This is a genomic window from Flavobacterium aurantiibacter (assembly GCF_002251775.1).
GTDB classification, from domain to species: Bacteria; Bacteroidota; Bacteroidia; order Flavobacteriales; family Flavobacteriaceae; genus Flavobacterium; species Flavobacterium aurantiibacter.
This window is the reverse complement of sequence record NZ_NOXX01000203.1, coordinates 13141-31232: the sequence shown is the minus strand read 5'-3', so window position 1 is coordinate 31232 and position 18092 is coordinate 13141. Positions and strand designations below refer to the sequence as shown.

General features: G+C 40.1%; 13 protein-coding genes. 7 read left to right on the top strand and 6 right to left on the bottom strand.

Annotated features, from left to right (window positions below):
- Position 1 precedes the first annotated feature (1 nt).
- Entirely contained in the window at positions 2-1813 is a 1812-nt protein-coding gene (locus CHX27_RS10015) for a T9SS type B sorting domain-containing protein (RefSeq protein WP_133063453.1), read from the bottom strand.
- A gap of 61 nt (positions 1814-1874) precedes the next feature.
- Here CHX27_RS10015 and CHX27_RS10010 point away from each other — a divergent pair, with 61 nt between their 5' ends.
- From CHX27_RS10010 to CHX27_RS10000, 3 genes are read left to right on the top strand one after another with little or no spacing between them, the layout of a single operon-like run.
- Entirely contained in the window at positions 1875-2807 is a 933-nt protein-coding gene (locus CHX27_RS10010; protein ID WP_094486638.1) for a hypothetical protein, read from the top strand.
- A 2-nt stretch (positions 2808-2809) separates the two neighbouring features.
- Positions 2810-3919: a DegT/DnrJ/EryC1/StrS family aminotransferase gene (locus CHX27_RS10005; RefSeq protein WP_094486637.1), complete on the top strand. Its 1110-nt coding sequence runs from the start codon at positions 2810-2812 to the stop codon at positions 3917-3919.
- Complete coding sequence (locus tag CHX27_RS10000) at positions 3909-5150, top strand: MATE family efflux transporter (RefSeq protein WP_094486636.1); 1242 nt, start codon at positions 3909-3911, stop codon at positions 5148-5150. Before CHX27_RS10005 ends, CHX27_RS10000 begins: the two co-directional genes overlap by 11 nt.
- Here CHX27_RS10000 and CHX27_RS09995 read toward each other — a convergent pair.
- Positions 5108-6634 carry a hypothetical protein gene (locus tag CHX27_RS09995; protein ID WP_094486635.1) on the bottom strand — a complete coding sequence of 509 codons (1527 nt, stop codon included), beginning with the start codon at positions 6632-6634 and terminating at the stop codon, positions 5108-5110. The two genes, CHX27_RS10000 and CHX27_RS09995, sit on opposite strands and share 43 nt — an antisense overlap.
- Entirely contained in the window at positions 6631-7527 is an 897-nt protein-coding gene (locus CHX27_RS09990; protein ID WP_165764495.1) for a glycosyltransferase family 2 protein, read from the bottom strand. The genes CHX27_RS09995 and CHX27_RS09990 overlap by 4 nt, the downstream gene beginning before the upstream one ends.
- A 182-nt stretch (positions 7528-7709) precedes the next feature.
- Here CHX27_RS09990 and CHX27_RS09985 point away from each other — a divergent pair, with 182 nt between their 5' ends.
- Positions 7710-8102: a sugar 3,4-ketoisomerase gene (locus CHX27_RS09985; RefSeq protein WP_094486633.1), complete on the top strand. Its 393-nt coding sequence runs from the start codon at positions 7710-7712 to the stop codon at positions 8100-8102.
- Here the strand turns inward: CHX27_RS09985 and CHX27_RS09980 are convergent.
- Positions 8085-8996, bottom strand: a complete 912-nt coding sequence (locus tag CHX27_RS09980) for a glycosyltransferase family 2 protein (RefSeq protein WP_165764494.1) — start codon at positions 8994-8996, stop codon at positions 8085-8087. The two genes, CHX27_RS09985 and CHX27_RS09980, sit on opposite strands and share 18 nt — an antisense overlap.
- A gap of 33 nt (positions 8997-9029) precedes the next feature.
- Between CHX27_RS09980 and CHX27_RS09975 the strand changes: the two genes are divergently transcribed.
- The 3 genes from CHX27_RS09975 to CHX27_RS09960 all read left to right on the top strand — a co-directional run bounded on the left by CHX27_RS09975 (position 9030) and on the right by CHX27_RS09960 (position 16069).
- Complete coding sequence (locus tag CHX27_RS09975; RefSeq protein WP_165764493.1) at positions 9030-10148, top strand: glycosyltransferase family 4 protein; 1119 nt, start codon at positions 9030-9032, stop codon at positions 10146-10148.
- A gap of 1203 nt (positions 10149-11351) precedes the next feature.
- Positions 11352-12095 carry a hypothetical protein gene (locus tag CHX27_RS09965; protein WP_094486630.1) on the top strand — a complete coding sequence of 248 codons (744 nt, stop codon included), beginning with the start codon at positions 11352-11354 and terminating at the stop codon, positions 12093-12095.
- A 326-nt stretch (positions 12096-12421) separates the two neighbouring features.
- Positions 12422-16069 (top strand): DUF7149 domain-containing protein, encoded by a 3648-nt coding sequence (locus CHX27_RS09960; protein WP_207758954.1) that lies wholly within the window; start codon positions 12422-12424, stop codon positions 16067-16069.
- A gap of 529 nt (positions 16070-16598) precedes the next feature.
- Here the strand turns inward: CHX27_RS09960 and CHX27_RS09955 are convergent.
- Positions 16599-17315, bottom strand: coding sequence for a glycosyltransferase family 2 protein (locus tag CHX27_RS09955; RefSeq protein WP_094486629.1), 717 nt, complete (start codon positions 17313-17315; stop codon positions 16599-16601).
- Positions 17315-17998 carry a cell division ATP-binding protein FtsE gene (locus tag CHX27_RS09950; protein WP_094486628.1) on the bottom strand — a complete coding sequence of 228 codons (684 nt, stop codon included), beginning with the start codon at positions 17996-17998 and terminating at the stop codon, positions 17315-17317. The genes CHX27_RS09955 and CHX27_RS09950 overlap by 1 nt, the downstream gene beginning before the upstream one ends.
- Positions 17999-18092 lie beyond the last annotated feature (94 nt).

Genomic DNA, 18092 nt, shown 5'->3' with positions numbered 1-18092 from the left:
CTTAACGAGTCAAATGAATGAAACCGGTTAAAGGTTCCGGAAATTCTTCAGCATTCAAATGCAAAACGTAATAATAGGTTCCTTCAGGTAATTCGTCGGATTGCCAAGCTTGGACATTGCTTTTTCCACGCCAAATTCCTGTTCTCCAATTGCCCGACCAAACTTTTCTGCCGTAGCGATTGTAGATGTATAAATCGTATTGAAAGATATCTTCCAAACCTTCAACAATTAATTCATCATAAAACCCGTCTTCATCTGTAGCAACTAAATTGTAAACTTTTGGCTTGCAACGTTGTGTAGTTAGATTAAATGAGGTAAACGTCTCGCAGCCAGCAGTATTGCGAATTCGCACATAAATTGTTGTCGGACTTCCATTGCTTAAAATCGACTCGTTTCCGACAGCAATTTCGTTTGTTCCCGCGAGAGCATCTTCGTAGCTGTAAAAAAGTGCAACTTCATCGTCTTCATTTGCTTTCGCCTCCGTACGCGCATACGAAAAATCGAAAAATCCGCTTCCATTACCGACATTACAAGATATTGCATTTGAAATGTTGTTGAAATTCGGACTTTTTGGAAACGATATCTCTTCTACGTAAGTGTTGTTATCTTCGTTAAGTTCTTGAACAAACGTTTGTCCGAGCTCGTTCTGATCGACTACTAATTCGATGCTTACTGGGTTCGGTAATTGGGAAGAAACTTCCAAGGTAATTGTTCCTAATATGGATCCCGCTACCGGAATTGGCGTGTTTGTAATGGCAGTGCCAATGACCGATCCGTTTGCTTTAAACAGCACAATTACGCCCGCGGGCAAAGTTGCAGTACTGTTTAAATTGCTGACTTGGTAGGTGATATCGAGCGTTCGGATATTGCAACTTACATCATAATCCATTATTTGAACTGTAGCATCGGGCAATTCGTTAATGAGTTTGGTAACCACACAGTTTAGCATCACAAAATCCTGACTACTAGAAAGTGAAATTGTAGCCTCCGTATCACCTGGATTCACAAAACCTTCTAAATCATAAACATCGAGATCCATGTTGTAAAGCGTCGTGCTTCCCGTCAACGAATTGGTTCCATTAAACGCGTTTGTTGTTGGATTTAAGGTATTTTGAACCGTAATAGAATTTATGGTAAGTGATTCACCCACAGCAATATTTTTATCTCCTTCCCAAGCTAAAAAACCAATTTGCGAATCGATACCGCTAACAACATTTAAGTTAGTTAGCAAAATATTTACCGATCCTGGAATACGTTGCATACCATCGTAAACGTTAAGCTGACATTGCGGTAGCGAGTCGTTTTGAACCACAACAACAATGGCCCAGCCGCCAAAATTTCCTCCAAACGGACAATAATTCGGAATTACCTCGGTAAGATCTAATCCGCTTAAAGTGTAAGTTGTTGCCGTTTCATTGATAACTTGTGTGGTAACATCTGCGAAAGCGGCAAAGTACGCGGCTCCATTGTTTCCAACCGCGCTAAAAGTACGTTCCGCATTAATGATAGTGTTGTTGAGGCTTACCTCAAAGTCGCCCGTGCCACTTCCTGCCCAATATAAGTAAGCTGCTACAATATTATCTCCGTCTTGCAATACTAATTCTTGCGACGATTCCGTTAGTATTTCGCAAGGAGGTGCAGGAACTCCGGGTAAATTATTGTTTTCAGTTAGGTTTAATGTGTTTCCGCAAAAGGTAAAACCGTATCGGCCATTATACTGCTGATACAACGAAATTTGTTGCGCATTTGCCAGCTGTAACACGCCAAGTAGCGGTAAAAGAAGGAAAAGAAAATAGCGGCAGTTTTTTTTCAAGACCGAAACTTTTTAAACTCGTTTCGAAATTACGTACTTTTCACGCCGATAAAAAGAAGTTGTGCTAAATTTAATACGATATCAGGCTGATTTACGTCCAATTTGGGATGCTTTCGTGCGCAATTCGTGCAACGGAACTTTTTTATTTGAGCGCGATTTTATGGATTATCACGCCGATCGTTTTCAGGATTTTTCAGTCTTGATTTTTAAAAAAAATCAATTGATAGCTGTCTTTCCTGCAACAGTTTCTCAAAATAAAATTAGCTCACATGCAGGCTTGTCGTATGGCGGTTTGATTTATGATAAAATGAGTCAGCAAACGTCGAACGATATTTTAGAAGCACTCATTTCCTTCTACGAAAGTGCAGGAATCAGTGAAATTTCTTGCAAACTCATTCCTGAAATTTATAACCAAAAGCCAGCAAACCACTGGGAATACAGTTTGTTTCAAAAAGGAGCACAATTGTATAGAAACGATGCTTTGAGTGCGATTGATTACAGTTTTCCGATTGCATTTTCCGACTTGCGAAATCGCCATTTAAAAGCAGCAGCTCAATCAGATGTACAAATTTCAAATAAGACTGATTTAAGTACTTTTTGGAATGAGGTTTTAATTCCTGTTTTACAGCAACGACACGGTATTGAGCCAGTGCATACCGCGGCAGAGATCACACTTTTGCAGCAGCGATTTCCCGAGAACATCATTTTATACACGATGTCTTTAAATCAGCAGTTGTTAGGAGGAACTGTTCTTTTTGTCACGAGGCAAACGGTTCATGCACAGTATATTGCAATGCGAAAAGATCGAGAAATTAAAGGAGCATTCGATCGTTTGTTTGCTCAAATTATTCTTGAATTTAAAGATAAAAAGTTCTTTAGCTTTGGGATTTCCACTGAACGCGACGGGATGTATTTAAACAGCGGTTTGATTGCTTGGAAGGAAAGCTTTGGTGCACAAACGTATTGCCAGCGGTTTTATCGATTAACTATCTGATTATGAAGATTCCTTTTCTTGATTTACAGCGTATTACCGAAAGTTATCAGCCTGAATTACAGGAGGCTGCGCAGCGCGTAATCGAAAAGGGATGGTTTATTTTAGGTGAAGAAGTTGAGCGATTTGAAGCCGAATTTGCCCAATACTGCGGAACCACAGAAGCTATTGGTGTAGCAAATGGCTTAGAAGCACTTCGATTAATTTTTGAAGGCTATAAATTGCTGGGCAGATTAGCGGTTGGCGACGAAGTTTTAGTTCCGGCAAATACCTATATCGCGGGTATTTTAGCCATTCAGCATGCCGGTTTAGTGCCCGTTTTGTGCGAACCAGAATTAGAAACCTACAATATTGATGCACGCCGACTGGAATCTGAAATGACTCCAAGAACCAAAGCCTTGTTGGCAGTACATTTGTACGGACGTTTAGCCGATACGCAAAAACTTGAAGCATTTTGCCAACAACACGATTTGCTTTTTATTGAAGATGCGGCACAAGCTCACGGCGCATTTGTAAACGATTTGTCTAAAAGAGCCGGTAGCTACGGACATGCAGCTGGCTTTAGCTTTTATCCGGGGAAAAATTTGGGAGCGTTGGGCGATGCGGGTGCAGTAACCACATCCGATCTCGAATTAGCAACGGTTATTCGGAAATTGCGTAATTACGGATCGGAGCAGAAATACAGCTGCGAAATAAACGGTTTTAACTCTCGCTTAGATGAAATTCAAGCGGCCTTTTTACGTGTGAAATTACGCCGATTAGATGCCGATAATCAGCAAAGACAGGCTATTGCAGATCGGTTTTTGAACGAAATTTCAAATCCAAATCTGATTTTACCCTTACGATCTTCAACCAATAACGTGTGGCATTTGTTTGTGATTCGGGTTGAAAATCGCGAACATTTCATGAACTATTTGAAGGTGAACGGCATAGGAACCTTGATTCATTATCCAATTGCGCCACATCAACAAAAAGCCATGCCCGAGTTCGCGCATTGCAATTTACCGATTACCGAACGCATACATCGCGAAGTCGTTTCCATACCGTTACACCAACTCTTAAGCGACGAGGAAGTTGCATACATCATCGAAACGCTAAACCGATATGAACAGTAAAAATCAAGGTATCCTAAAAGTTGGCTTTTTGCACTTGGTTTTTATCGGGCTGCGTTTTCTTTCGTCGGTACTTCTCAATAAACTGGTCGCTGTTTTTGCCGGTCAGCAGGGATTATTGGTTTTTGGAAATTTACGTAATGTGTTGTCGTTAGCCGAAGTTGCTTCAACAGGAGGTATGCAATCGGGCATACTAACACTTACAGCTTCTACACCCAAAAACGAACATTCGAAATTTCTGTTCGGAACAATTTTTAGTTCGATAGCAGTAATAAGTTTGGTGCTTTCGGTAGTGGTTATGATTTTCCACGCAACTTTGGCTACCTGGTTTTTTGGAAGCTATTCCAACGGATCGACCTTAGTGGTTCTGCTGGCGTTACTGCTTCCGCTCAACGGAATTTCGTTGGCTATAATTAATATTTACAACGGTTTACAGCTCTATTCGAAAGTGTTGATGCTGAATGTGTACGTAACCATTATAAGTACGTTTTGCATTGCAGCAGCGCTTATTTATTATGACTTAGAGTATGCGTTGTATGCAACAATTGCCGCTATTGTTTTGCAATTTGTGCTCACTGTTTTTAATGCAAATCGCTTGTTTTTAGATGTGAATTTTCGCTTTCATTCTGAAACGGCTTTAAAAATAGTGCAGTTCGGACTGACTGGCGTTGTTTCAACCGTACTTCCGGCGGTTTCGTTTTTATACATTCGAAATGAGCTTGTAAGTACGACAAGTACCGATTTTGCTGCAAATTGGGAAGCTGCCTACCGATTATCGTCGCAAGTAGCCCTAGTTTTTATCGGATTTGTGAGTTTGTATTTCTTTCCAAAAATTTCCGAGTCGATTGCTTTAAAATCTACAAATGCAGTTTTTGTTCGGTTTTTAAAAATCGGATTTCTACCGTTTTTCGTCGGTGCTTTAATCTTGGCTATATCGAGTAGTTTTTTGATTCCGGCACTATATTCGGCCGACTATCTTGTGGCACAATCTTTATTTCCAATTCAACTTCTTGGCGACGTTTTTCGCGCTCTAGCCGTTTTCTTTGGCTTTGTACTCTTGGCGCAACATCAATGGAAGTCGTTCATTCTTTGCGAATTCGTTTCGTATGCCACACTTTTGTTGGGTTTTTATCTTTTCCATGAAAGTGCAACGACTGCCGTAGCCTGGATTTATGTACTTTCCAATATTGTTTATTTGGCAGTGGCTTTTTTCGCTTCCAAATTCAAGCGATAAATTTTTAAACGAGGCGTTTGCTTATCAATGTTTGCGCGCTCTTCCATATTGTAACCTTCAAATTGATAGGCTTTGAAAGCCGTGCAATCCGGAACATCTAAAACTAAAGTTTCGTTGCTTTTAGGAAGATAAACGCGGTATTCGCTGAGCTTTCGGTACGGAAAAACAATTCCAAAATTCACTAACGTATAGCTTGTGTTTTTAGTGGGTTGTTGTGCGTAAAAAGGAATAAAGTTTTTAAATTCCGTAGTTGTTTGAATGGCAGTTTTGCCGTGTTGTTCCAGTTGTGCAAATAGTAGGTCGCGCGGATAGTTTACAGCACGATATTCCTTCCACGAAAGTGCAAATGAAGTAAGTGCAAGTAGCGTAAAAAAAGTGATTGAACTGTTTTGCCATTTTTTGGAAAGCAAACTCAATGGGAGCAAAGCTACAAGGAGTATAATCGGTACGAATTGTTTCAGGAGTCGCGCATACCAAACTACTTTTTCTAAGAAGAAGCTGGCACTTGCGTAGAAGAGAAAGAACGCTACTGAAATGAGCAACAACGCGAGTATATTTTCTTTCTGAAAGACAGGTATTTGTTTGATTAACAGCATGATGCTTCCGCAGAAAAAACCCAAAAGTAACGCAATTCCCAAAACCGATTCAACTTCGAGAAAGTACTTGAAAATGAAGGTGTAGGCTTCGGAAAAACTCCCTTGAAGAATTGATGTGGAAAGCCAAAGCGATTCTCGTAGAAACGACATACCCGCAAAACGCGACGCTGATTCAGTTAATAGAAGCAAGAAAAAGCTGCCTAATCCGTAGGTGGATACATGGAAAAAAGCTGTTTTGAAATTAAGTTTTCGGTACACAGTAAATCCGTAAAAAACAGCGATGATGCCATACAGCAAAATGTTTCCGGGATAAACGAGATAGGCGAAAAACGCGACAAATCCCCAGTTGAAAGCCGACTTTATTGTGAAATTCGATCGACAAATTTGCACTAAAATCCACACAAAAAACAATTGTGAACTGTCGTACGGATCGCTGTGCCGCAACGAAATAAACGATAAAGTCAGACACGAGTATAAGACAATTCCAAACCAAGCCAAATGTTCGTTATTGAGCAAGGTTTTGAATAAATTAAAATACGTGCGCAGCAGCAGCAAATAGATGCTGAAGTTGAAGAGAAACATCACGGAAGCCGCGAATTCACTGTACAGCAGCGTTCCAAATAAATGATGAACGCTGTAAATTACAGCTGCCGGAATCAGTTTTAAAAGCGCATCGGCGGGTCGACCTTGCGTTTTAAAAATGTGTTGCCAGAAGTCGTTAATATCAAAAGAAACGAGTGCTTTTACTGCTTCGACCGATTCGGTAAACCGCCATTCGTCGGGAAAGGCGAAAAAACCTTTGCCTACAAAAGCGAAGCGCGCCAAAATCAGCAGTAAAAGAATGGCTTTCCAAACGATATTCGGATTTCGTAGATCAATCTTTATCATCTCGAAATCAGAATTTTAAGATGAATCGCTATTTTGAAGAATACATAGGGAATCCACAAACGAAGATTTCTATTTCGAAACACCACACCCATTTCGTAGTGCACGCGTTTGAGCAGCGCTCGATGTTCGGTTTTGTTTCGATTTAACTGTGTGAAAGCCATCCACAAGGTTTTAAAAGTCGAGGCATTTATGCGTCGGCCCAAAACCGATTTTTCCTTGTACGCATAGCCCAACGAGTTTTCCAAATAGCGTTTCTGCGAAAGCGTTTGGTCGATATAAAAAAACGGATATTCGCGTGAAGCACGTAACCAAAAGTCGAGATCTTCGTAGGCTAAACTGTCGTTGTAACCGCCCAATTCCACGTGGATTTTTCTCGAAACCAACAAAGCAACCGGGTTTACAATTTCGCCTGAATTTACAATCGCTTCGTAAATCAAACCGCGCGGTATTTTTTGTAGACTGCGTTTATTTTCATCGACAGCAAAGAAATAGCCCAGATGCGCGCCCGATTCTGAAATACGTTCGGAATTCGCGTAAACAACCGCAGCTTCGTGCTTTATTGCCTCAGCAACTAATACGTCAAGGGCGTTCGGAAGCAACACATCGTCTGTTGCAAAATCGAGAATATACTTGCCTTTAGAAACGGCAAACGCTTTATTAAACGAAGCGGTTATTCCGAGATTTTGCTTGTTGTGAATGATTTTAATCTGCGGATATTCAAGCTGCAGTTTTTCGATGATTTGCTGCGAACCGTCGGAACTGGCATCGTTTACTACAAGTATTTCCACGGAAGTGTATGTTTGCGTTAAAACCGACAAAACCGCTTCGCGCACAAACTTTTCGTGATTGTAACACAGGCAAATGACGCTAACAAGTGGTTCGGCTGTAGTCACAGTGATTAATTAGTGGTTTTCCGAAAATTCGACGCCTAAAATACGAAACTCGCCACTACAAATACGCGATTTCCCGAAATGAGCCGTTAGGTAAAGATTATACCGTGTAAAATCGCTCCGAATCGGCAACAATTTCGAATTTGATTCGGTATTTGTCTAAATTTACGACCAGCTTATTTCCTATGAACATCAAACAGCTTGAACTTCCCAAAATTGAAAACGCGCTGGGAAACATCGCAGTAATTGAAAAAGATACGCTGCCGTTTGCCGTTAAGCGCGTGTATTATTTATATGATATTCCGAGTTCGGCGAAGCGCGGAGGACATGCGCATTTGAATCTACAACAGGTGCTCATTGCCATTTCAGGTAGTTTTGATGTCGTACTCGACGACGGTTCGCGCCGACAAACCATAACCTTAAACAAGCCCGACCGCGGATTGCTCATCACCACAAAAATTTGGCGTGAGCTTGAAAACTTCTCTTCTGGAGCAGTATGCTTGGTTTTAGCTTCCGAAGAATTTTCAGAAGACGATTACATCCGCGATTACGATGATTTTCTAGCCTCGATTTCGTAATTCTCGAAAACGCAGCGCCCAACGAACGAGCGTACGCGACATAACACAAAGCAGCTTTCGTTTAAAATCCAAGTCACGCAAATCGATTTCAAGCTGGTATTTGTTGGCAACAAGGTCGTTTTTTTCGCGTATGGCCGCCATTAGTAAGGCATATCGATGAAAATTTAGATACTTTTTTAATCCTGGAACGTTTCCAAAATCCTTTTCATAATTGCTAAATGGCGTGTGAACTTTCTTACTAATGCTGCTCATGGTCATTTGTCCGCTTTCATTTTGCCGATACCAAGCCAACGGTTTCGGGTTGAAAACCAGCGGATGGATCGCGTGTAAACGAATGCACAAATCAATGTCTTCGCCAAAAGTTACCGCTTCGTTATAGCCGCCAAGCGCTTGCATTTTGTCTTTTCGAATCGCCAAACTCGAGCTGCAATACGGCGATTCTCCAACAGCTTTTTCGAAAAAATTGGTGATTATCTGTGTTCGATTTTCGCGATTTAAAGCAGCATTCGGTCCACGAAACGAATCTGAAAACCATTTGAAATAAGAGGTAGCATAAACAACCTGATTGGGAAACGTTTCGGTCATCTGGAAGATTTCCGCTAAAAAGTTTGGTTCCCATTTATCGTCCGAATCCAGAAAAGCGACGAACGTTCCTGTGGCCGCAGCAATGCCTACATTTCGCGATTTCGGTAAGTTTAAATTTTCAGGATTGCGTATGATTTTCAATCGATTATCGGTGATCTCGGAAACAACTGCCACGCTGTTATCCGTCGATGCGTCGTCTACAACCAGCAACTCGAAATCGGTAAACGTTTGTTGCAAAACGCTGTTTACGGCTTCGAGCACAAAAGCTTCTTTGTTGTAAAGCGGCATGATTACCGAAAAGAATGGCATAAAAAGCGATTTGAAAATGATACATTTGTCGGCATGCAAGATGCGAAAAAACTTCAGATAGTTTGCTTTGAGAATCCGTTTCCCGCTAATTACGGTGGTGTAATCGATGTTTTTTATCGCATACAGGCGCTTCATGCCCTTGGAATCGAGATTACCTTACATTGTTTTGTTACCGACAGAACCGAGGTAAAGCCCGAATTACAGGCGTTGTGCAAGGCCGTTCACGTGTATCCCAAAGAGCGTAAAATTTGGCAGTTGTTTTCGCAATATCCGCTTTCAGTGGTGAGTCGGTTTCACTTGAATTTAGCAAACGAACTTTTAGCCACCGATGCGCCGATTTTAATTGAAGGTTTGCAAAGTAGTTTTTTTGCTGCGCTACCTGCCTTTCGTGATCGCAAGTTGTTTTTGCGTTTGCACAATCTGGAATCGGTATATTACGAAGGTTTAGCGAATTCGGAAACGAACCTTTTAAAGCGATTTTTATACCGCTTGGAAGCGAAGAAATACCGCAAATTCGAAACGCATTTACAACGCTTTGCTAGCATTTTTACGATTTCAAAACGCGAAACGCTTGAAGTTTCGAAAGTTGCAAATGCGTTTTATTTACCGCCGTTTCATGGAAATGCAACTTGCACGTCGGCAGCTGGTTTAGGCGATTTTGCTTTGTATCACGGCGATTTACGTTTGTCGGATAATAAACGTGCCGCTTTGTTTTTGTTTGATGTTTTTAGCGAATTACCTCAGCGCAAATTGGTGGTTGCGGCATCCGATATTCCCGATAATATTAAGCAGGAAGCTAAGCGTTTTTCGAACGTGTCGGTTATTGAAACGCAATCGCAAGTCGAGTTGTATGATTTGATCCGTTCAGCGCAAATGAACGTGATGTTGTCTTTTCAACCTTCCGGAACCAAGTTAAAAGCCATAAACGCCTTGTATATGGGGCGGCATTGCCTGGTTAACGAAAACATGATAGACGATCCTGAGTTGATGAAACTTTGTGTGTTTTGCGAAGGTAAAAGTGCATTTGTCCGTGAAATCGACCGGCATTTTTCGATTCCGTTTGAACCGCAACAACGTACCGAGGTTTTATCTACGCTTCTAAGCGATCGAGCAGGTGCGGAGCGGCTAATTAGTGAGATTTTTAAAAGCTAGTTGATAGAAGCTAGTCCCGATAGCTATCGGGATTGCGACGTTCACCAATTGACGTATCTTTTGGAGAAGCTAGAAGCTAGACACGAGAAGCTAGACTTCGATGATTTTGCCATGTAACGTATCGTTTTACCCAACCCAAACCACGTATCGTTGGTGCCTGAGCCTGTCGAAGGTTGTTTTTAGAGGCTAGTCCCGATAGCTATCGGGATTGCGACGTTCACCACTTCACGTATCGTTTTGCCCAACTAAACCACAATGTTCAGCATTTGACGTATCGTTTTGCCCAAACAGACCCACGTATCGTCGAAGCCTGAGTTTGTCGAAGGCCAATCATTCTTTTTCCCTTTTTTTCGCTTTTTTTCGCTTTTTTCGCTTTTTTCGCTTTTTTCGCTTTTTCCTATTTTTTCTATTCTTTCTATTCTTTCTATTTTTTAGCTCCCTCCCGCTGTCCGCTATAGTCCTCGTAAAATACGGCAGATTCACGCGCGCTGCATCCGGCTTCNTTCGCTTTTTCCTATTTTTTCTATTCTTTCTATTCTTTCTATTTTTTAGCTCCCTCCCGCTGTCCGCTATAGTCCTCGTAAAATACGGCAGATTCACGCGCGCTGCATCCGGCTTCTGAACCTGAGTTCGATTTAAAAATTGCGGTCAGAAAACAGATAAATGGTTGATTACAAGGCGGATTTGTTTTGGGATACTGTAGTATCGCAAAAAAATCTAACGAAGTAGGCAGCCGTTTATCTGTTTAGCGTGCAAGTTGTTCATTTCAATTACTATTTGATTTCACAATTTGCGCATTTTAAGCGATCTGACAATGATTTTTAATCAAACTCAGGTTCTGAGGTCGCCGTTTGCTTCGCGGTTCACCTAGCCGTCTTTTCCTCCGGGCTGCCGCTGCCATCCGGGCTAGGGCAAACGTTACCAAAAATTAGTGGAAAAAATACCTATAAGTAGGTAGTTTTGGGAGAGGAGAAACGCGTAAATTAGCAAAGGATAAAAAAGATTAATTTTTTAATAACAAAGACAAAAGGCGAAACAAGTGTCCAATTTAATAGATGAAAAATTACGCATAAATTTTTTGATGCAATGTGTTGTGATTAAATTAGTTAAGTTCGTTTTTGAAAATTAAAAAAAATAGAACTTTGCCAATTGTTGAGTTAGCGGAAACCTTTAGACACAAACTACATAACGATAAGTTAAACCATGAGAAAGTATGTAATCTTTTCAATTCTTATTATTGCAGGACTTTTACTCCTGCTCGGACAGTCAAATATTGATGACAAAAATTCCTTCTGGTATATAACAGTTGGGAATATTGCAAACACTTTTCTAGTCGGTGCGACTTTAAGCTTGCTATATCAATTAGTTCTAAAAAGCGAAGAGGATAATCATTTGATGAAAATGTTGAAAATTTCCTTTTCCGTTCATGATAGTGGATTAAGACAAATCCTTACTAATTCTGCGGATAATAAGTTCAGTCCATTACTGCAATCATCTAATTCATTTGTTGCTGTTATGAACGATGGATTACGATGGGTTGGCAACCATTCAGTTGAAATAGAAGAGAGGTTTGATAAGGCTGGCACTGTGACAGAGTTCTATATTGTAAATCCAGATTCTGACTTTTGTAAGGCTTTGGCAGCAAAAACAGAAGTTAAACTGGAGGAATTACAAAATAAAATACTTCAGACTAAGAGGCACATAGAAAGCACCTATGAGCGTAGTAAGAAAAAGGGAAATCTAAAAATTTACTATCTTAAGAATTATCCTACGCAATCTATATTCATTGCTGACGATAAAATCGTGGTAACACCATACCAAACAGCAAGCGGTAGAAATGTCATTCCACTATTTGAGTATGAGTATAATGAAAATAAAAAATCAATTGGATTTCATATTACAAATGATGTGGAAAACATGAGAAAAGAAAGTACAGTTGTTTATTAAAAGTAGGCTGCTAACAACACCTACCCAAAAGTCGGGTTTCCGTGTTCCAATGACAGTTTTATGGTTAATGAAACATTAGTTTTTAAAATAAAGTTTTGTAGTAAAAGTCCTGGCCTTCGGGTAGCTGGAAAACGTTGTGTTTCAGTGTAAAAAGACAGCCAACCCGCAAAATGGCACATTTGGTTTTTCCCGACACACAAGCCAACGCTTGGATAACCAAAAGAGTCATTTTTTTTCAACGCTCTGACACCGTTCCGACCGAAAAACTTATCTTAACCGAATGAAATAGAAAATATAATTTGTAGATGAAATCCGCTTGCGGATTCATGAACACCAATAAAAAAATAAAGAAGATAGTGAACAATTTAAAAGAATTGAAACCAAGAAAGGCACTGAACAAAGCCTTTTTAAAAGTAAAACCGAACAGGACGGAAATTGAAGGTTTCAAGACCAATCTCATTACTTTACTCGACAGGACAAATGACACGGAAAGCGAAGAGTTTCATAAAAACTTGATTTCCGACTTTCTCAAGGACACTTATTACAAACAAAACCATTTTATAAATACCAAAGGTCGAAACGACCTTGTTATTCATAACGGACAAAATGCAAACTCGACGGTTGGAGTAATTCTCGAAGCAAAAAAGCCCACCAACAAAGCCGAGATGATTACCACCAAAAAACTTAATGCAAAAGCATTTCAGGAATTGGTTTTGTATTACTTAAGAGAAAGAATAACACACAAAAACCTTGAAGTAAAACATTTGGTTGCGACCAACATCAACGAATGGTTCATTTTTGACGAGCATTTATTTGAAAGACTTTTTGCACAAAACAAATCGTTTGTAAGACAGTTCGAGAACTTTGAAGCAAACAAGAAAACAACAGACGTATTTTATAAAGAGATTGCCGAGCCATTTATTGACAGCATCGCTTCTGAAATTGAATTTACTTACTTCAACATTCAGGACTTTCAAAAATCGTTACGCAATACCGACAAAGCAGACGATAATTCGCTGATTGCGTTATTCAAATTGTTGTCGCCTGAGCATCTTTTAAAACTCCCGTTCACCAACGACAGCAACAGCCTTGACAAACGTTTTTACAGCGAGTTGTTGCACATTATCGGCTTGACCGAAACCAAAGAAGGTAGCAAAAAACTGATTGAGAGAAACAAAGCAGGTGAACGACACACAGGAACAATTCTTGAAGATGCCATCATTCAGCTTGACAGCTTAGATAAACTGAGCCGACTTGAAAAGCAAAATCAATTTGGCAACACACAACAGGAACGACTTTTTAATGTTGCTCTTGAACTTTCGATTACTTGGATAAACCGCATTTTGTTTTTGAAGTTGTTGGAAGCACAACTCATTACCTATCACAAAGGCGACAAATCATTTTCGTTTCTCAACCTTGACAAAATCAAGAACTATGACGACCTGAACAGCTTGTTTTTTCAAGTGTTGGCACGCAAGTATGACGAGCGAAACGAAGATGTAAAAAAGGCGTTTGAAAAAACTCCTTATCTCAATTCTTCGCTTTTCGAACCAACAGACATTGAGCAGGTTACTTTGTTTATCAGCAACCTTAAAGACGATAAAACCATTCCGATTTTTTCGCAAACCGTGCTGAAAGATAAGCAAGGCAAAAAACGGACAGGCAACATTTCCACGCTTCAATATTTGTTTGAGTTTTTAGATGCTTACGACTTTGGAGCAGAAGGCGGAGAAGAAATTCAGGAAGACAACAAAACGCTGATTAACGCTTCGGTTCTCGGATTGATTTTCGAGAAAATAAACGGTTACAAAGACGGTTCGTTTTTCACTCCGGGTTTCATCACTATGTATATGTGCCGTGAAACCATTCGGAAAGCCGTTGTGCAGAAATTCAACGAAGCTAAAAAATGGAACTGCACAACGCTTGAAGAACTTTACGACAAAATTGAAGACCGAAAAGAAGCCAACAAAATTGTAAACAGCATCAAAATTTGCGACCCTGCCGTTGGTTCAGGACACTTTTTAGTTTCGGCTCTCAATGAAATGATTGCCGTTAAAAACGACTTGAAAATTCTGCAAGACCTTGACGGAAAACGCCTGAAAGAATATCAGGTGGAAGTGGTAAATGATGAAATGATTGTAACAGACGAAGAAGGTGAACTTTTTGAATACAACCCAAGCAACAAAGAAAGTCAACGAATACAAGAAACGCTTTTCCACGAAAAGCAAACCATTATTGAAAACTGTCTTTTCGGTGTGGACATCAATTCCAACTCCGTGAAAATTTGCCGTTTGCGTTTATGGATTGAGCTTTTGAAAACTTCTTATTACAAGAACGCAACAGAATTAGAAACGCTTCCCAATATTGACATCAATATAAAATGCGGAAACTCTTTAGTAAGCCGTTTTGCCATTGATGCCGACCTGAAACAAGCCTTGAAAAAAAGTAAGTGGACAATTGACAGCTACCGAATAGCCGTTGACACTTACCGAAACGCTGAAAGCAAGGAACAGAAAAGAGAAATGGAACGACTGATTGCCGACATAAAATCGGATTTCAGAAGTGAAATTTCGCTGAATGACCCGAAAGTAAAGAAGCTACGCAAACTTTCAGGCGACTTGTATCAAATGACCAATCAGGGGCAACTTTTTGAAATGAGCAAAAAGGAAACAGCCGTTTGGAGCAAGAAAGTGCAACAACTGACCGAAGAAACCAAAAAACTTGAAAACGAAATTGAAGAAATAAAAGCCAACAAGATTTTTGAAAACGCTTTTGAATGGCGGTTTGAGTTTCCTGAAGTGCTGAATGATGATGGCGATTTTGTGGGCTTTGATGTGGTGATTGGAAACCCGCCTTATGGTGTTAAACTTGATAATGCAACAATAAATATCTTAAAGAGTAATTATCCAACAGGTAATTCAGGGATTTTACAAGACAGCTACATCAGTTTTATAGTTTTGGGTCTTTGTTTAGGAACTTCTGACAGTATTTTGAGTTACATCATACCGAATACTTGGCGATTAATAAATATTGCATCTGAATTTAGAAAAGATAGTTTGAGCAAATTCGGTTTGTATAAAATAGACACTTTTTTAAAGCCCGTATTTGACGAAGCTGTGGTAGATTGCGACATAGTTTTTTATGATAAAAGAATCAATGAAACTATATCATTGAATATTAATAATGCTGAAAAAATATTAAAGTCAAATCAAATTTCAGTTGCAACTCTCGTTTCCCAGAATGTGATTAACTCGCACCTTACAGATAATCAATACAATTTAATACAGAAACTACGAGCTGGTACAGAACAATTGAAAAATATTATGTCAATTAAAAATGGTGTAAAGCCTTATGAAGTTGGCAAGGGAAATCCAAAACAGACGAAAGTTACATTATCTGAAAAACCATTTACAAAAAGCACTAAAGTTGATGACACTTTTGTTCCATTGATTGGTGGCAGTGATTTTCATAGATACACATTAAAATGGAACAATGACAATTACATAAGTTACGGACCTTGGTTAGCAGCCCCGAGAGATGCTGAAATATTTGAGAAAGGTGAAAAAATAATTGTTCGCCAAACAAGTGATAAGTTGATAGCAACAATTATTGAAAAGGGCTTTGTAATGAGAAACAATACACACATTCTGCTTTCCGATAAGCCAAATTATAAGTTGAAGTTCATTCTTGCTTTGCTCAATTCCAAATTGTTTGACTTTATCTATTGGACAATAAATCCTGAAAAAGGAGAAGCACTTGCTGAAGTTAAAGCAATGCATTTAGACCAGTTACCAATTAAAATGGCAGACATTAAAACACAGGAGAAAATTGAAATTCTTGTTGACCAAATCTTGACTAAAAAATCTAAAGATAATGCAGCCGACACAACAGACCTGGAAAATCAAATTGACCAATTAGTTTACAAGCTATACGACCTAACAGAAGAAGAAATAAAAATAATTGAGAACAACTAAACCGACTGAAATGCCCACGCTTCACAGCCACACAATTACTCACGGCTTGTTTATTTTTAATGGTGTTCGTGAACCGCAGGCGGTTTGCCAAGTCGCACAAGCCAATGCACAGACCAAAACTTGGCAAAGAGGGTGTCTGTCCCACCGCACAAGGACAATTCAAACTCGACTAATGACCATTTATCGAGAGAAAGACAGCCACTAACCCCTCTAACTCTTCCACAACTCCAGTTGTCAAAATATTTACAAAAAACAACCCGTTTTAAACCAATTCCTTCCGGTAACGATTTTCGCGGCCGTGATGGCAGTGAAAATAAAAGCGTGGCAGAGGCTTGTGGAGGCATTTTTAGCTAGCGACCAACGGAAGCTGGGCGAAAAATAGCCGAAACTGCCGCTGCAAGCTTTTATTGCAACGAACAGCGCGAAATGCCGCCATAAAAAAAAGACTTAGTGTTCGTTGTGAAAAACTTCGCGAAACATTGTGCTCCTTCTTGTTCGCAATCTTAGCTAATCGAAAGCAAATCCACCCTCAACCTTTAAACGCTCCGTATTTTAAAATACACCAAATGGCTCGGAAGCCGTCTTTCCAGTTGATTTTTTTGCCTTCGGCGTAGGTTCTGCCGTAGTACGAAATGCCCACTTCGTAAATTCGAATGCCCGGAATGCGCGCAATTTTTGCCGTTACCTCAGGCTCAAACCCAAAACGGTTTTCCTGCAACGAAACCGATTTCAACTTTTCAGCACGAAACATCTTGTAACAAGTTTCCATGTCTGTAAGGTTCAAATTGCTAAACATATTCGAAATAAACGTTAGAAATTTGTTTCCAATGGTATGCCAGAAAAACAAAACGCGGTGCGGTTTTCCGCCCATAAATCGGGAGCCGTAAACCACATCGGCATGACCTTGCAAAATCGGATTCAACAATAACGTAAACTCGTTCGGATCGTACTCTAAATCGGCGTCTTGTACAATGATGAAATCGCCCGTTGCCGTTTCAATTCCCGTTCGAATGGCCGCGCCTTTACCGCGATTTTTCGGATGACTAACCAAGCGGGCACGAACCTGCGGATTGGCACTGATCCAGTGGGCTACACGCTGTTCGGTACCGTCGGAACTGGCGTCGTTTACTATAATGAGTTCCAAACTAATTTCTGGAAACAAGGTAGCTTCGGCAACTTTTGTGAGTATCGTCTCTACCGTAGCGGCCTCGTTATACGCCGGAATTAAAACACTTAAAACCTGCATTATACGGCGCGTTGTACCACTTCAAACAAGGTTCCGTTCTCGCATTTCAACGTTTTCGACGGAAATTTCAACAACAAAGCGTAATCGTGTGTTGCCATTATAACCGATTTCCCGTTGGCATTGATCTTTCGCAATACTTCCAACACTTCCACAGAAGTTTGCGGATCGAGATTTCCCGTAGGTTCGTCGGCTAAAATCAGTTCCGGATCGTTCAACAAAGTACGGGCAATAGCCACACGCTGCTGCTCGCCACCCGATAATTGATGCGGCATTTTCTTTGCAAAAGCTTGCATATCAACACGCGACAGTACTTCATCGATCTTCGCATCCATATCGCTCGCGTTTTTCCAACCTGTGGCACGCAACACAAAGTGCATGTTTTCGTACACATTTCGGTCGGGTAGGAGTTGGAAATCTTGAAAAACGATACCAATTTTTCGTCTTAAAAAAGGAATGTCCGCTTCTTTTAAACCTTTCAAATTGAAATCAACAATCTGCGCTTCACCTTGTTCTAACGGCAAATCGGCATAGAGCGTTTTCATTAAACTCGATTTTCCCGAGCCCGTTTTCCCAATGATGTATAGGAAGTCGCCTTGCTTGACGTCTAAATTCACGTCGGTTAAAACTGCACGCTTGTCTTGGAATATACTGACGTTCTGCAAATGCACAACAGATGAAGCCATTTCGTTTTTATCTTTAGTTGTGGGTAAAAGTAAGAAGTTTAGCCGCGTCTTTCAAATAATATTTCCGACTTAAATTGTTAGTTCAATTGTTGAT

Coding starts and splice junctions, on each gene's coding strand:
- CHX27_RS10005 (WP_094486637.1), top strand. CDS start 2,810: ATGAAGATTCCTTTTCTTGATTTACAGCGTATTACCGAAAGTTATCAG.
- CHX27_RS10000 (WP_094486636.1), top strand. CDS start 3,909: ATGAACAGTAAAAATCAAGGTATCCTAAAAGTTGGCTTTTTGCACTTG.
- CHX27_RS09995 (WP_094486635.1), bottom strand. CDS start 6,634: ATGATAAAGATTGATCTACGAAATCCGAATATCGTTTGGAAAGCCATT.
- CHX27_RS09985 (WP_094486633.1), top strand. CDS start 7,710: ATGAACATCAAACAGCTTGAACTTCCCAAAATTGAAAACGCGCTGGGA.
- CHX27_RS09980 (WP_165764494.1), bottom strand. CDS start 8,996: ATGCCATTCTTTTCGGTAATCATGCCGCTTTACAACAAAGAAGCTTTT.
- CHX27_RS09975 (WP_165764493.1), top strand. CDS start 9,030: ATGCAAGATGCGAAAAAACTTCAGATAGTTTGCTTTGAGAATCCGTTT.
- CHX27_RS09965 (WP_094486630.1), top strand. CDS start 11,352: ATGAGAAAGTATGTAATCTTTTCAATTCTTATTATTGCAGGACTTTTA.
- CHX27_RS09960 (WP_207758954.1), top strand. CDS start 12,422: ATGAACACCAATAAAAAAATAAAGAAGATAGTGAACAATTTAAAAGAA.
- CHX27_RS09955 (WP_094486629.1), bottom strand. CDS start 17,315: ATGCAGGTTTTAAGTGTTTTAATTCCGGCGTATAACGAGGCCGCTACG.
- CHX27_RS09950 (WP_094486628.1), bottom strand. CDS start 17,998: ATGGCTTCATCTGTTGTGCATTTGCAGAACGTCAGTATATTCCAAGAC.